This is a genomic window from Vibrio methylphosphonaticus (assembly GCF_023634655.1).
GTDB classification, from domain to species: Bacteria; Pseudomonadota; Gammaproteobacteria; order Enterobacterales; family Vibrionaceae; genus Vibrio; species Vibrio methylphosphonaticus.
The window spans coordinates 270,411-284,352 of the sequence record NZ_JAMKMS010000005.1; the positions used below are offsets into that span (position 1 = coordinate 270,411).

A 13,942-nucleotide genomic window follows, 5' to 3' on the forward strand; every position below is an offset into this window, starting at 1 on the left:
TTGCCCTGCTAGGTGCTAGGTGCTAGGTGCTAGGTGCTAGGTGCTAGGTGCTAGGTGCTAGGTGCTAGGTGCTAGGTGCTGACAATTCCAACAAGACCCAAACTGAGCTTCATTAACTTCATGACAGGCTTGGCAAATCCAGCTTGATCCTGTGTGTTGGTCCGCTTGTTGCTGTAAGACATTAATAATAGCTTTAGCCTGAGATTCTTGAGTGAGATCCCTTAACCAAATAAAAGGTAGGGAGCTTTCATCAAACGGGACTTCACCTCTTAATCCAAAAACACCCTCACCCCTCACTTCGCATTGAATACCTTCAGCATCAAGCTGCTGCTGAATGATGTGTGTTTCAGTGGGGTTATTGCCTACATAAATCTTCATTTCGTCTCCACTTGCGGCGTTTTGTTAAATTTGGCCATGACCCATTTAGCGATAAGTGGAAATAGTCCTAATAATGCAAATGAAGCAAGAACGGTCGGTGACACTATTCCAGACAAACTGTCGATATTGGCAAGTTGCGTACCTGCATTTAGATATACAGCAGTACCTGGTAGCATTCCAAGTTGGCTAACTAAGTAGTACTTGGAGACGCGAATAGGAGTTAAGCCCATGAGTAGGTTGATTAAAAAGAATGGAAATACTGGGATTAGTCTTAAGGAAAAAAGGTAGAAAGCACCATCCTTCTCAACACCATCATTGATCGTCGTCAGTTTTGACCCAAATTGTCGTTGAACCCAATCGCGCAATAGAAAGCGGCTGCTCAGAAAAGCCAGCGTGGCACCAATGGTACTTGCAAAGGAAACAAGTAAAAGGCTAGTCCAAAACCCAAATAATGCTGCGCCTAACAGCGTCACAACCGCAGCGCCAGGAACTGAAAATGCTGTGATAGCAATATATAGGAAGAAATAGGTGAGGGCAGCCGTGACAAAATTTGCATCAATGTAACTGGCGAGCTCAGCTTGTTGTGCCTTGGCGTTTTCTAATGTTAAGTACTGACCAAATTGCGATCCTAAGAATAGAATAATAGCAACGAAGGCTAACCCTAATAGTAGTTTTTTACTCATAACTTACTCCATGTAAACAATGCATCTTTTAGTATAAGACAGGAGTAGGGAAAATTTACTTTCAAAGACTTATAAAAAAATCAGCCTTAAGCTGATTTTTGTTATAAGTCTAATAATGCTAGTTGATGTGGTTAGCGAGTTCATCTCGTTTTGCTTGTGGGATAACAGACCAATGCGTGCCGTTAATGGCGCCTTCTAACGCCCACAATAGCTCTAGGCCAACAGCAGATGAGTGCGTTTTTTGAATCGCTTTGAACGCTTCTACCGAGCCGTGTTCTTGCAGTGAATTCACTGATTCGATTCCCGCTTTTTTGAGCATACGTTCGGTGGCAAGGCGAAGGTTCGGGAGATCTTTTAACCGGTCAGGTTTGGTGTCAGACTGTTTGACTTTTTCATCCTTGGCGAAATCCAAAGCCGCACGGGCGTATGACAATATAGTGTCAGTATCATCCCAGCAATCTTCAGGAAGTGCGAAGTACTTCGTCACAACAGGGAAACCACGTTTTTTATACACGTACGGAGTAAAGCCTAGCTGTTTAAAAGACGCGACTGTTTTGGGGTTAGTTCGGATGTGTAGCTTGTCGTTCACTGCTAATGCAAACATTGTTTCGTCAACAAAGATCCCAAATCCACCGAACATGGAGCGAGATTTTACTTTTCCTAGTTGAGCGAACAATTGCATTGAATTTACTAATACTGGATTGTTCATGCTTATCTTTTCTCGGTGTTATTGATTGTGTCACCAAAATCAGGTCCGAGAGTGTAGCAAACAGGTGTCAGATTCTTGTTAAGAGAATAACAAGATTTAATACCTTTGCCATCGGTAACCCCGCTACCTACCAAGTTTGGTTTAGGCCGGAGGCTTTGCGTCCCACCCTTTCAGATGGTTTGCCCTGTGCGTGACTTAAGTAGCATAAAGAAAAAAACCATTAACCTGCATGGGTTATTGATTGAAGTGTGATATTGCTTCAAAAATTAGAGGGGGATTTGTGCGTATGGGGTAGCACAAAGTCACAATACAGATTGAAATTTATGGGAAGAAGATCAAAAAAAAACGCCCGATAGGGCGTCTTTGTCATTATTTTGTCAATTCTTTGACAGAGCTGCGTTCGATTATTTCTGGGTGCATCTCGAATATGCGCTTGTCGTGACCTTTATCTTTGATTCGTTCTAATAGAATCTCGAAAGCATTTTTACCCACACGACGCTTGGGTTGGTGGATGGTGGTTAATGGTGGTGAAAAGTATTCTGCAAGCTCAATGTTGTCATAACCGATAACAGAGATATCCTCAGGAACATTCAAGCCAAGCTGTTGTAAACGACTCATCAAGCCTAGCGCCATGGTATCATTGAAGCAGAAAATGGCACTTGGACGGTCTTCCATCGCGGCGATTCGATTCGCTGCGATGACGGCCGTATCGCATTCGAAGTTGCCTTCAAAAATACGGTCTTCTTTCATGTTCAACCCGGCTTCTGTTAGCGCGCGCTGATAACCAACAATACGTTCTTGGCAAACCGCTTTTTCTAGGTGACCGCTCAAGCAGGCAATATCAGTATGACCTTTCTCGATAAGGTATTTGGTTGCTAGGTAGCCACCTTCTTCCGAATTATCGATGATCTTATCTGCTTGCGAGCTTTCTGGTCCCCAGTCCATAATCACTTTAGGGATATCAGAATGGCGGTCAAGCATCGTGAGAAGTTCTTCAGTTAGGTCTGAACACATCACTAAGATGCCATCTACTCGCTTTTCTGCCAGCATGCGAATGTAGTCGCGTTGCTTCTCATACACGCCACCGGTATTACACAGTATCAAGGTATAACCTTGTCGGTAGCAATAGCTCTCAACGCCATCAATTACTTCAGAGAAAAAGAGGTTGGTTGATTGGGTGACCAACATACCAATGGTTTTCGTTGAGTTGCACTTTAAGCTTCTTGCTACCGCACTTGGCGCGTAATTGAGTTCTTCAACGGCCGCATTTACTTTTTCTTGTGTGGCCTCGGCAACAAAACGCGTTTTGTTGATGACGTGAGATACGGTGGTAGTAGAAACACCAGCTAGACGAGCGACGTCTTTAATTGTTGCCATAGCTTTATCCTGTTAGTAACGGCTTTGGTGCTTTTAATGGCACAAAAGTCGTTGCGATCATGAAGCATTATTTACGAAAAATAAGCACTGTGTTGTAACGAATGCGTACCGGACACAAATAGATTTTGTGAAATGGAGGTTTCCAATAAGTACAACTAAGTGGAAACCACATCGTACTAGAGCTTGGCTTTCGCATTTTAAACGGCGAATTGTAGTCGTACTGACAGACCCTAGCAATGTCTGAACCGACAATTTTGTCTATAAAAGCCAAATTTATGTTTGGCTTGTTCATTATCGTGGTTCTAGCGAGCAGTGACTGTGGTTACTCGACACGTAAGTATGTGAGGTCTAGCTGACAAAATGCTACGAGCAGGTGCGCAACTGACGCATAAAAACCGAATTCATCGAATTCTTTGCATCGGACTTCAAACTTAGGTAACCACGTCATTAAATGTTGATCAATAAAGTCTGCTTGTTCAAGCAAAGCGCTATTAATGTGTGCCTCAGATTCAAGTTCATTAGAACGAATGATGAGGTTGCCCAGAAAATCCAATTCAATCGCTAAATGGTCAGCAGGCTCATTCAGATTTTCGGACACACCGATATTATGCTGCTTGAGGAGCGCCGCCATATCATGTGCTGGTTTATCGTTAAGCAAACCTGATTCTCCGATGTACATTGATGCGTATGGGAGCGAACCATGTTTATCGGTTTTCAAGAACAAATCACAAAAATCAGCAGAGAGCTCAAGCTGAGCATCGTCGCGCGTTTGTAAGCGATTGAGTGCATCGATAAGATTGCCGATAGAAGTCGTCAAAGACGCATTCTCTCCAAGTCCAGCAAGGAAAGAGCGAATCTCTACACTGTGATACTTTTCTAGCTCTTCTTGTGTTAGCTCTTTAGCAAATAAGCTAGATAGCCACCAATAAATTTCTGCACGTTGTTCGTTAAATGCTTTGATTTCTTGCATTTTATCTTCTCCAAAAGTCTTACCTTTATTTTAGCCAATAAAAATGAACAGCAGTAAGCCAATTGATGAAAAATTATAGGGAATTGTGAAGATAAATGAATGGTGAGCACTGGCAGCGGAGTCTACGCGATTTTGTTCCCATTGCGAGTGATTCACTCTGGTTGCATATTATTAGCAAGAATAGTTCTTGTCTTGAATCAAAAAAAACACGACTTTCGACAAATTGCGTTAATGTTGGCTAGAATTGTGACTAATTATGAATAGAATGACCTCGGTCCTAACAAATTTAAGAAACGGTGCCTATGAGTTATCACGTATTAGTAGTTGAAGATGATGTCGTTACACGTAGCAAGTTGTCTGGTTACTTTGAGAGTGAAGGCTATTTGGTGAGTGAGGCAGAAAGCGGTGAAGAAATGCGCCAAGTGCTGCAGTCATCCAGTGTTGACCTCATTATGCTCGATATTAATCTCCCCGGTGAAGATGGGCTTATGCTGACGCGTGAGCTACGTAGTCAGTCTGACATAGGGATTATCCTGGTGACAGGACGAACTGACAGCATTGATAAAATTGTCGGTTTAGAGATGGGAGCCGATGATTATGTGACAAAGCCGTTTGAGTTAAGAGAGCTGCTGGTTCGAGTTAAAAACTTACTGTGGCGAATTTCTCAAGCAAGAAAGCCACCACAAGAGCCACAAAGCACAGGAAGTGAACATGTCGTACATTTTGGTGAGTGGTTGTTTGATAAACAGCGACGTTCTTTGACGTGTAATGGCGAGCCAGTAAAACTGACAAAGGCGGAATATGAGCTTTTGGTCGCTTTATCTACGTACCCGAATCAGGTGTTAAGTCGAGAACGTATCCTTAATATGATAAGTCACCGCGTAGATGCTCCAAATGATCGCACTATCGATGTGTTGATTCGCCGTATGCGAACGAAAATGGAAATGGATCCTAAGAACCCACAGATTTTCATTACTGTTCATGGGGAAGGTTACATGTTTGCAGGTGATTAGGCGTTGCAGGTTGTGATGTGTAGCCGGTGTTTAAGTGTGATAGATGAATGGTAATTGGCCTTTCTTCACGACTTTCTATTTGTTAGCCCAGATGTTGTATGTCGTCTGGGCTTTTTAATGCGAGTAATCTAGCTCAATTATGCAATTGATAGGCAACATTAGGAGTGTTTTTGTTAAATGACTCGTAACCATGCTAGGGGACTGAGCATCGATTTATTTATTGGCTTTTGAGTGGGCTAGCTTGAATACGTTGTTAGGGAAAATCTCTTCACCTAAGTAAATGTGAAAAGATAAAACTAGCACAAACAGCTTAACAATAGATAACTAAACAATTGTGGTTAACTAAACAATAGATAAGCGGTGGTTAAACCAAAAAGACCTCATTGGTATGATGAGGTCTTTTTTAATATTACTCAGGATATAGCCGCGGATTATTTGTCGTTGGCTTGTTCCGCTTTAGGCGCATCATCGCCTTTAGACGCATTATTTATTTCAGACGCATTGTCTATTTCTGACGTTCTATTTATACCAGTGCCATTATCTGTATCAGAGACCACTTGGTCTTCAGCAATAAGAGAGTCATCCGATTCTAATAGGGTGGCATCGGCGGAGGTTGTCCCTTCGTTCGCAGCCCAATCACGAAGGCGCTGCCACGTTAGCCCCATCGTTTCATGCCAATAGCGTTCCGTTTGCTCAAGATATTGCGCTTTTGGCGTGTACTTTTGCCAAGCCTGCTCGATATTTTTCTGCGCTAAGAAATTTGTGGGGGCAGGGTAGGGAATTAAGCCTGCGGATTCAAATTCATACATCGCACGTTGCATGTGACTAGCGGAGGTGACAAGAACCATTTTTCTGTTTTTTACAAATGATGTAGCCTGTCTTGCCTCTTCCCATGTGTCCTTGGCGGTTTCAAGTAAAATAATATCCGGCTTAGATACGCCTAGCGCCAATGCTACCTTTGCCATCATACGAGCTTGACTTACATCAGTGCCACCATTGTAGCCAGATAATATCAGCTTCGCGCCCGGGTACATGCGCATCACGCGGATACCTTCGCTAAGGCGAACTAATGCGGTTCGGCTAAGCTCAGAGGTTGGCGGGAGATCGCTGTCAACCACATGACCACTGCCCAGCACCATGACATAGTCAATCGTCTCGTTTACGGGTAAGAAAGGTTTGTACTGGCGCTCTAATGGCATCAGTAAGCGGCTAGACAGAGGCTGGAAGGCGATGAGAAAAATCCCACACAGTGATACAAGAATAACCATGCATCCGATTCTGCGTCTAGCAGTAAACATAATAAGTGCTAGCCCCAAAAAACCTAAGATCAGCATAGCTGGCAAAGGCATTAGCAGGGATGACACGATTTTTTTCAGCTCAAACATAAACTAATAGTCCGAAAAAACACCACTTAACGCTAAAAAAGAGGCTTGCCCCTTTATTCCTGTCACTTATATGACAGAATAGCAGTCCGATTGGCTATCTTAACTCAATAAACTGTGATGCAAGACCGTAATTTCGACGATATCGCCCACAAATTTGCAAAAAATATTTACGGCTCAGAGAAGGGTGAAATCCGCCAAACTATTGTTTGGGAAGACTTAACTCAAGCTCTTGCCGTACTGGATGATACTAGAAAAACACTAGAAATATTAGATGCAGGTGGCGGATTGGGACAAGTTTCCCAAAGGATCGCAGCAAGAGGGCATAACGTCACACTTTGTGACCTCTCTTCAGAGATGCTCAAGCTGGCGAAATCTGACGTTGAAAAAAAGGGACTAATTTCGCAATATCGCTGGATCCATAGCGCGATTCAACAAATTGATGACCATTTGCAGCAACCTGTTGATTTGGCGTTGTTCCACGCCGTTATGGAGTGGCTGGCTGACCCTAAATTCGCATTAGAAACGGTACTAAAAACCATCAAGCCAGGTGGTATCGCATCGATAATGTTTTATAACCATCATGGGTTGGTGTTTAAGAATGTCATTTGTGGCAATATTCCGCATGTACTTAATGGAATGCCGTATCGTAAAAGATTCAAGCTTCAGCCCCAGCAGGGGCTCAAGCCAGAAGAGGTGTATCAGTGGATTGAAGAAGCCGGGTTTGAGATACAAGGAAAATCCGGTATTCGTTCATTCAGTGATTACATCGGCAATATGGAATATATGGGAGACTACACAGCTGAAGAAGTTCTGAAATTGGAACAACAGCTGTGCCGCCAAGAGCCCTATCTCTCAATGGGTCGATACATTCACGTATGGGCACAAAAAAAGAAGAACAGGAAAGATAATGAGTGAGAACACTCTGCCTGCTGGAGAGCAACCTATCGACGAACTTGTCGGATGGGTGAAACAGCATGACTTTTCATTAAACCTGTCAACAGAACGGTTGGCATTTCTCATTTCTATTGCAGTTCTGAGTAATGAAAGATTTGATGAAGAGCTGGGCGAAGGCGAACTGCACGACGCATTCAAGATCGTAACCCAGCAATTTGATGAAACAGGCGACGCCTCCGCGTTTCGAGCCAATAACGCGATCAACGAACTTGTAAAACAGAAGCTCATGAGCCGATTTACCAGTGAAGTGACCGATGGTGCGAGTATCTATCGCTTAAGCCCATTGGCGATTGGCATTACGGATTACTACGTTAGGCACCGAGAGTTTTCAAAACTACGCTTATCGATTCAGCTGTCTATGGTGGCTGATGAAATGGCGAAAGCGATCGTTGCGGCGAGAGACGGTGGAACAGTTGGACATTGGCGTAAGAACGTCTTTGGCGTACTCAAGTACTCGGTGGGTGAGATCTTCGATCAAATCGATCTGAACCAGCGTGTGATGGACGAGCAGCAACAACTGGTGAAACAACAGATTGCCGAGCTACTCAACAAAGATTGGCGTGAAGCGATCAACAACTGTGAGTCCTTACTGTCAGAAACGTCGGCGAACTTACGCGAGCTACAAGATACCTTGCAAGCCGCCGGTGATGAATTACAAACTCAGATCCTCGATATACAAGAAATTGTTTACGGTGATGATGAGCTCGAATTTGTTGGTGAAGCGTTATTTGGACTGCAGATGAAGCTGGATCGCATCATCAGTTGGGGTCAGCAAGCTATCGATCTTTGGATTGGTTATGACCGCCATGTCCACAAATTCATACGTACTGCCATTGATATGGACCAAAACCGCGCCTTTAGCCAAAGGCTGCGCCAGTCGGTCACTGACTACTTTGATGCGCCTTGGTATTTAACTTACGCCGATGCCGAGAAGTTATCGGACTTACGGGATGACGCCTTGGTTCTTCGCAACGAAGAAGTGACGGGGGCTGTACCACTGGACGTAGAGTATGAAGAATTCGAGCAAGTGAATGATGAACTTGCCGAGCGCATTGCAGACATGCTTAAAGCGCATAAAGAGCGTGGAGCGGCGATCGACTTAGGGCGCGTCCTACGCGATTATCTAAGCGCGCATCCTCAAACTCATCATTTTGATTTAGCAAGAATTGTTGTCGACCAAGCAGTCAGGTTGGGCTATTCCCAGTCTGACTACTCAGCCATCCAACCCGATTGGCAAGCGATTAACGATTTTGGCGCAAAGGTACAAGCAAATGTCATCGACAAATATTGACGAATACATGCCAGAAAAGCTGGCAAAAGCAATTACAAATCCGCTGTTTCCAGCACTGGATAGTGCACTTCGTGCTGGCCGCCATATCTCTTCTGAAGATTTGGATAACCATGCGCTACTTTGTGATTATGAAGTGGAACTGGCTTCATTTTATCAACGCTATAACACCGAACTGGTTAAAGCTGCGGAAGGTTTCTTTTACCTGCGACCACGTTCAACCACGTTAATCGGACGTAGCGTACTATCTGAGCTCGATATGTTAGTGGGTAAGGTTCTGTGTTTTCTCTACCTTAGCCCAGAGCGCTTGGCGCATGAAGGTATTTTTACTAATCAAGAACTCTACGAAGAGCTGCTGTCCTTAGCGGATGAATCTAAGCTGATGCGTTTAGTGACTAACCGCGCAACAGGCTCTGATCTCGATAAAGAAAAGCTATTTGATAAGGTAAAAACTTCACTACGTAGACTACGTCGTTTAGGTATGACCATCTCGATTGGAGATACCGGTAAATTTCGCATCAGCGAAGCAGTATTCCGCTTTGGGGCGGACGTAAGACTTGGCGATGATATGCGCGATGCACAACTGCGTTTGATACGAGATGGTGAAGCGGTGGTTGCTCATGTTAAAGAACCAGAACAACAAAGCTTAATTCTGACTGAAGAAACTTCAACAGAAGAACAACCAACAAGCACTGAAACAGAGCAAGGACAAGACGAGGCAAACCTATGATTGCAAGAGGTAAGTATCAATCAATGACCATGATCAACTGGAACGGCTTCTTTGCGCGTACCTTTGATATTGATGGTCTAGTAACCACCTTGTCTGGCGGTAACGGTGCCGGTAAATCGACAGCAATGGCGTCGTTTATCACGGCATTGATCCCCGATCAGAGCCTACTACACTTTAGAAACACCACGGAAGCGGGTAGCTCACAAGCCTCTCGTGATAAAGGGCTTTACGGTAAGTTGCAGCCGGGTACTTGTTACTCGGCGCTTGACGTCGTTAACTCCCGTAATCAACGCATTTTGTTTGTGGTTAAATTGCAACAAGTTGCCGGTCGCGACAAGAAAGTCGACATTAAGCCTTTCATTATTCAAGGCTTGCCGAGCCACGTTAAACCGACAGACGTCTTAATTGAAAACGTATCAGACAATCACGCCCGTGTTCGTCAGATCAACGAAGTTAAAGATGTCATTGGCGATATGGAAGGGGTGCAATTCAAAGCCTTCAGCTCGATTGTTGAATACCATTCACAGATGTTTGAATTTGGTGTGTTACCAAAGAAACTTCGTAATAACAGCGATCGTTCTAAATTCTACCGTTTGATCGAAGCGTCATTATACGGGGGTATCTCAAGTGCCATTACCCGTTCACTACGTGACTATTTACTGCCGCAAAATGGCGGGGTGAAAAAAGCCTTCCAAGATATGGAGTCGGCGCTGCGTGAAAACCGCATGACGTTGGAAGCGATCAAAACCACACAAGCGGATCGTGATCTGTTCAAGCACTTGATCACCGAGTCAACCAATTACGTTGCCGCGGATTACATGCGCCATGCCAACGAAAGACGCAATAAGCTAGAGCAGACGTTAGCGTTGCGTGGAGAGCTGTTTGGTTCTCGTCAGAGCCTAATATCACAAAATGATCTGCTTAATAATGTTCAGCAATCACTGTCCATGTTGATGGAAAGTGAAGCGGGTCTAGAGCAAGATCATCAAGCCGCGCAAGATCACTTGCAGTTGGTGCAAAATGCCCTTCGCCAACAAGAAAAGATTGCCCGTTACCAAGACGATTTAGAAGAGCTCAATGAGCGTTTAGAAGAACAAGTCATGGTGGTTGAAGAAGCGCAAGAGCGTAAATTCATTGCTGAAGAGCAGGCATCTCAATCTGAAGAAGAAGTGGATAGCCTTAAAACGCAACTGGCTGACTATCAACAGGCGCTGGATGTACAACAAACGCGAACGCTTCAGTATCAACAAGCGGTACAAGCATTAGAAAAAGCGCGTCAGTTGGTAGGCAGCAACGATCTTGATGAAGGTAACGCCGCAACACAACTTAACCGCCTTAAAACGGAAGAAGCGACAAGCACGACTAAATTGCTGGAGCTTAAACACCGAGTAGACATGTCTTCGGCAGCAGCAAAGCAGTTTGAACTGGCGCTATCACTAGTGAAAAAGGTGGTCGGTGACGTTAGTCGTGACCAGGCATCTAGCGTGGCGAAAGCGCTACTTAATAACGCACAGACATACCAACAAGGTCTGAAAGATGAAACTCAGTTGCGCGCTCAATTTCGTGATGTAGAACAATCATTGCAGCGACAACAGCAAGCGCAACAACTGCGTACTGACATAGAGCAGCAAGGCATCCAAATCAGCACTGAAATGGATATTGAACTTGAAGCGGAAAGTCAGCGTGAACGCGTGCTTGAAACAGAGCTTAAGCTAGAAACGCTAAAAGAGCAGCAACGCGATGTTAAACAGCAGGCACAAGGCCATCATGCTGAAATCGCTCGATTAGAAGCTCATGCACCACAATGGATTCGCTCATTTAACGCCTTAGAAGCGTTGCGTGAACAGTCGGCACTTGAGCTGGTGGACCGTGCGGATGTCATCGCCTCCATGCAACATATCAACGAGTCTGAACGCCAAACGGCGGCGACAAGAGATACGTTAGCAGTCAAACGTGATGAACTAGAGCGTGAAATTGAGCGCCTAGCTTCGCCTGGTGGTTCTAATGATCCGCGCTTGAAAGGGTTAGCCGATACATTGGGCGGCGTATTGTTGTCTGAGATCTACGATGACATCACGTTAGACGATGCCCCGTATTTCAGTGCCATGTATGGCCCAGCTCGTCACGCCATTGTCGTGTCAAACCTTGACGGTATCAAAGAGAAGCTGGTTGAGCTTGATGACTGCCCAGAAGATTTATACATCATTGAGGGCGACATCGATGCGTTTGATGACAGTACCTTCGATGCCGATGAACTCGGTGGCGCAGTATGCGTTCAGTTAAACGAGCGTCAGTTGCGTTACTCACGTTTCCCGACGATTCCGTTGTTTGGTCGAGCCGCTCGTGAGCAACGTTTAGAGCTACTTCGAGATCAAAAAGAAGACACCGTCGAGCAACACGCGAAGGCGGCGTTTGATGCGCAAAAACTGCAACGCTTGTACCAAGCTTTTAACGCCTTTGTTGCAGAACACATGCAGTTGGCTTTTGACGCGGATCCCGAGCAAGCGATTGCTCGATCTCGAGAGCAATTGAGTGTATGTAATCGCCAGATCAATGATTTTAAACAACAAGAGCAGCAGGTTGCTTCTTTGTTTAAACAAGCGAAACAGACGGTAGTTTTATTAGACCGCCTGATGATGTCGGCGAGCATTTTGTTTGATGAGACTCTGACCGAGCGATTTGACGCATTACGTACACGTATTGAAGAGTTAAATACCGCTAAGCAGTTTATTTCGGCGCACGGTCAAACCGTGACGCAGTTAAGCAATGTTGTGACTGCGTTAGAAAGCGACCCTGAGCAATTTGAAGCGTTGGAAAGTGAATATCAATCGCTGGATAGCGCGCTACAGTCATTAAAAGGGCAAATTTTTGCTGTGGCTGATTTGGCCGAACGCCGTCCGCACTTTGCTTATGCAGATTCTGTCGAAATGCTCAGTAAAAGCAGCGAGCTAAGCGAGCAATTAAAAACGAAGTTGGTTCAAGCTGAAGATGCTCGCCGTCGTTTACGTGATGGTTTAAAACAAGCTCAAGAGCAATCAAACCAGTACAACCAAGTCATGGCATCGCTTAAGAGTTCGTATCAAGCGAAATTAGAGACGGTTCAAGAGTTTAAGATTGAACTGCAAGACTACGGGGTGGTGGCCGATGAAACGGCCTTTGAGCGTGCAGAGAAGCGTCGTGATGAGCTGCACTTAGCATTGCAAACATCTCGTACTCGTAAGAGCGAATACGAGAAAACCATCACCGCAACAGAATTAGAGATGAAAGGGCTCGCTAAGCGCCTGAAAAAAGCGCAAAAAGAATACGTTGAATTGCGTACTTATGTGGTGGCGGCGAAAGCGGGTTGGTGCAGTGTCCTTCGTTTAGCAAAAGAAAATGATGTCGAGCGTCGCTTACATCGTCGTGAGCTGGCTTATTTAAGCGCTAATGAATTGCGTTCCATGTCGGATAAATCATTAGGGGCGCTGCGTTTAGCCGTTGCCGACAATGAGAACCTTCGTGATGCACTTCGGTTATCGGAAGACAACACCAAGCCTGAACGTAAGGTATTGTTCTATATTGCCGTATACCAACACCTTCGTGAGCGTATTCGCCAAGATATTATTCGTACCGATGATCCGGTTGAAGCAATCGAAGAAATGGAAGTGGAGCTGGCTCGTTTGACAGAAGAACTTACGCAGCGTGAAAACCGCCTTGCATTAAGTTCGGAATCGGTTTCAAGCATCATTAAAAAGACCATTCAACGTGAGCAAAACCGAATTCGTATGCTCAACCAAGGGCTGTCTAACATCCACTTTGGGCAGGTGAAAGGCGTGCGTCTTAACGTTAAGGTTCGTGAAAGCCATGAGCAGCTTCTTGAAGCGCTGACTCGTGAGCATTCTGATCTCTTTGAAACCATGCGCTATACCTTCTCTGAAGCGATGGCAAAATTGTTCCAGCGTGTTAATCCGCATATTGATATGGGGCAACGCTCGCCGCAAGTTCTTGGTGAAGAGTTACTCGATTACCGTAACTACTTAGAGCTTAGTGTTGAAGTGAACCGTGGTTCTGATGGCTGGTTACAAGCGGAGTCTGGTGCATTATCAACCGGTGAAGCAATCGGTACTGGTCAATCTATATTATTGATGGTGGTTCAGAGCTGGGAAGAAGAATCAAGACGATTACGCAGCAAAGACATTGTGCCATGTCGCCTACTGTTCTTAGACGAAGCGGCGCGTTTGGATGCGAAGTCCATTGCGACCTTATTCGAGCTATGTGATCGCCAAGGAATGCAGTTGCTCATTGCTGCGCCAGAAAACATCAGTCCAGAGAAAGGCACCACGTATAAGCTTGTACGTAAAGTGTTTAAAGACCACGAGCATGTGCATGTAGTGGGTCTACGAGGTTTTGGTGATGTTCAGCGAACCGAGAAAATTGAAGCTTTAGAAGAGCAGATGTTAGGGTAATATCAAATCG

11 protein-coding genes and 1 riboswitch are annotated in these 13,942 nt (G+C 44.9%); of the genes, 5 read left to right on the forward strand and 6 right to left on the reverse strand.

The genetic code is table 11. The features are described 5' to 3' along the window. Window positions 1-57: 57 nt before the first annotated feature. From M9196_RS08195 to torD, 5 genes are all read right to left on the reverse strand, one after another. Window positions 58-378 carry a DUF2007 domain-containing protein gene (locus M9196_RS08195; protein WP_250617042.1) on the reverse strand — a complete coding sequence of 107 codons (321 nt, stop codon included), beginning with the start codon at window positions 376-378 and terminating at the stop codon, window positions 58-60. Then, window positions 375-1,061, reverse strand: a complete 687-nt coding sequence (locus M9196_RS08200) for a TVP38/TMEM64 family protein (RefSeq protein ID WP_250617043.1) — start codon at window positions 1,059-1,061, stop codon at window positions 375-377. The genes M9196_RS08195 and M9196_RS08200 overlap by 4 nt, the downstream gene beginning before the upstream one ends. 118 nt (window positions 1,062-1,179) lie before the next feature. After that, the gene (locus tag M9196_RS08205) at window positions 1,180-1,770 is read right to left on the reverse strand and encodes a TfoX/Sxy family DNA transformation protein (RefSeq protein WP_250617044.1); all 591 of its coding nucleotides are present in this window, start codon (window positions 1,768-1,770) and stop codon (window positions 1,180-1,182) included. A 110-nt stretch (window positions 1,771-1,880) separates the two neighbouring features. Then, window positions 1,881-1,964: riboswitch (cyclic di-GMP riboswitch) on the reverse strand. Window positions 1,965-2,139: 175 nt separating this feature from the next. Then, window positions 2,140-3,147 carry an HTH-type transcriptional repressor PurR gene (purR, locus tag M9196_RS08210; RefSeq protein WP_250617045.1) on the reverse strand — a complete coding sequence of 336 codons (1,008 nt, stop codon included), beginning with the start codon at window positions 3,145-3,147 and terminating at the stop codon, window positions 2,140-2,142. 322 nt (window positions 3,148-3,469) lie between these two features. After that, entirely contained in the window at window positions 3,470-4,117 is a 648-nt protein-coding gene (torD, locus tag M9196_RS08215; protein ID WP_250617046.1) for a molecular chaperone TorD, read from the reverse strand. Window positions 4,118-4,419: 302 nt separating this feature from the next. Between torD and torR the strand changes: the two genes are divergently transcribed. Then, window positions 4,420-5,130, forward strand: a complete 711-nt coding sequence (gene torR, locus M9196_RS08220; protein ID WP_250617047.1) for a two-component system response regulator TorR — start codon at window positions 4,420-4,422, stop codon at window positions 5,128-5,130. 431 nt (window positions 5,131-5,561) lie between these two features. Here the strand turns inward: torR and elyC are convergent, their stop codons facing one another. Next, complete coding sequence (elyC, locus tag M9196_RS08225; protein WP_250617048.1) at window positions 5,562-6,515, reverse strand: envelope biogenesis factor ElyC; 954 nt, start codon at window positions 6,513-6,515, stop codon at window positions 5,562-5,564. A gap of 114 nt (window positions 6,516-6,629) precedes the next feature. Between elyC and cmoM the strand changes: the two genes are divergently transcribed. Genes cmoM through mukB form a run of 4 tightly spaced genes read left to right on the forward strand, consistent with a single transcriptional unit; the run spans window position 6,630 to window position 13,932 of the window. Next, entirely contained in the window at window positions 6,630-7,430 is an 801-nt protein-coding gene (cmoM, locus tag M9196_RS08230; RefSeq protein WP_250617049.1) for a tRNA uridine 5-oxyacetic acid(34) methyltransferase CmoM, read from the forward strand. After that, window positions 7,423-8,760, forward strand: a complete 1,338-nt coding sequence (gene mukF, locus M9196_RS08235; protein ID WP_250617050.1) for a chromosome partition protein MukF — start codon at window positions 7,423-7,425, stop codon at window positions 8,758-8,760. The genes cmoM and mukF overlap by 8 nt, the downstream gene beginning before the upstream one ends. Next, window positions 8,741-9,487, forward strand: a complete 747-nt coding sequence (mukE, locus tag M9196_RS08240) for a chromosome partition protein MukE (protein ID WP_250617051.1) — start codon at window positions 8,741-8,743, stop codon at window positions 9,485-9,487. The genes mukF and mukE overlap by 20 nt, the downstream gene beginning before the upstream one ends. After that, entirely contained in the window at window positions 9,484-13,932 is a 4,449-nt protein-coding gene (gene mukB, locus M9196_RS08245; RefSeq protein WP_250617052.1) for a chromosome partition protein MukB, read from the forward strand. The genes mukE and mukB overlap by 4 nt, the downstream gene beginning before the upstream one ends. Window positions 13,933-13,942: the final 10 nt, after the last annotated feature.

Coding starts and splice junctions, on each gene's coding strand:
- M9196_RS08195 (WP_250617042.1), bottom strand. CDS start 378: ATGAAGATTTATGTAGGCAATAACCCCACTGAAACACACATCATTCAG.
- M9196_RS08200 (WP_250617043.1), bottom strand. CDS start 1,061: ATGAGTAAAAAACTACTATTAGGGTTAGCCTTCGTTGCTATTATTCTA.
- M9196_RS08205 (WP_250617044.1), bottom strand. CDS start 1,770: ATGAACAATCCAGTATTAGTAAATTCAATGCAATTGTTCGCTCAACTA.
- purR (WP_250617045.1), bottom strand. CDS start 3,147: ATGGCAACAATTAAAGACGTCGCTCGTCTAGCTGGTGTTTCTACTACC.
- torD (WP_250617046.1), bottom strand. CDS start 4,117: ATGCAAGAAATCAAAGCATTTAACGAACAACGTGCAGAAATTTATTGG.
- torR (WP_250617047.1), top strand. CDS start 4,420: ATGAGTTATCACGTATTAGTAGTTGAAGATGATGTCGTTACACGTAGC.
- elyC (WP_250617048.1), bottom strand. CDS start 6,515: ATGTTTGAGCTGAAAAAAATCGTGTCATCCCTGCTAATGCCTTTGCCA.
- mukF (WP_250617050.1), top strand. CDS start 7,423: ATGAGTGAGAACACTCTGCCTGCTGGAGAGCAACCTATCGACGAACTT.
- mukE (WP_250617051.1), top strand. CDS start 8,741: ATGTCATCGACAAATATTGACGAATACATGCCAGAAAAGCTGGCAAAA.
- mukB (WP_250617052.1), top strand. CDS start 9,484: ATGATTGCAAGAGGTAAGTATCAATCAATGACCATGATCAACTGGAAC.